Origin of the sequence: Tenacibaculum sp. L6 (assembly GCF_028823685.1) — a bacterium.
Lineage (GTDB): Bacteria > Bacteroidota > Bacteroidia > Flavobacteriales > Flavobacteriaceae > Polaribacter.
This window is the reverse complement of the sequence record NZ_JAPEHZ010000173.1, coordinates 1-689: the sequence shown is the minus strand read 5'-3', so window position 1 is coordinate 689 and position 689 is coordinate 1. Positions and strand designations below refer to the sequence as shown.

1 protein-coding gene is annotated in these 689 nt (G+C 33.4%); it reads right to left on the bottom strand.

What is annotated here, in order from left to right:
- Nucleotides 1–29 precede the first annotated feature (29 nt).
- A partial coding sequence (locus OU788_RS12560) for an aminoacyl--tRNA ligase-related protein (RefSeq protein WP_342454940.1) occupies nucleotides 30–689 on the bottom strand: 660 nt, incomplete at its 5' end.

Below are 689 nucleotides of genomic sequence, written 5' to 3'. Positions count from 1 at the left end.
GATTTTTTCATTTTTATAGTGAAAATTGATTAATCAATCATATCAAAACCACAATAAGGAACTAATACTTCAGGAATTTTAATTCCGTTTTCAGTTTGGTAATTCTCTAAAATACCAGCCAACACACGAGGTAAGGCTAAAGAACTTCCATTTAAAGTGTGTGCTAACTGACTTTTTCCTTCTTTATTTTTAAAACGTAATTTTAAACGGTTAGCTTGAAAAGTTTCAAAATTTGAAGCAGAACTAATTTCTAACCAACGTTCTTGAGCAGTTGAATATAATTCAAAATCAAAAGTTAAGGCAGAAGTAAATCCTGTATCACCACCACATAAGCGTAAAATACGGTATGGTAATTTTAATTCACGTAAAATTTCCTTGATATGTTCTACCATTTCGTTTAAGGCATTATATGAATTATCAGGATGCTCAACACGAACAATCTCAACCTTATCAAATTGGTGTAAACGATTTAAACCACGAACATGTGCTCCGTAACTACCAGCTTCACGACGAAAACAAGGAGTGTAACCAGTTACAGTAATTGGTAAATCACTTTCTTGTACGATTTCATCTCTAAACATATTGGTTACTGGAACTTCAGCTGTAGGGATTAAGTACAAATTATCACCTGTTACGTGATACATTTGTCCTTCTTTGTCAGGTAACTGACCCGTACCAAAACCAGAAGC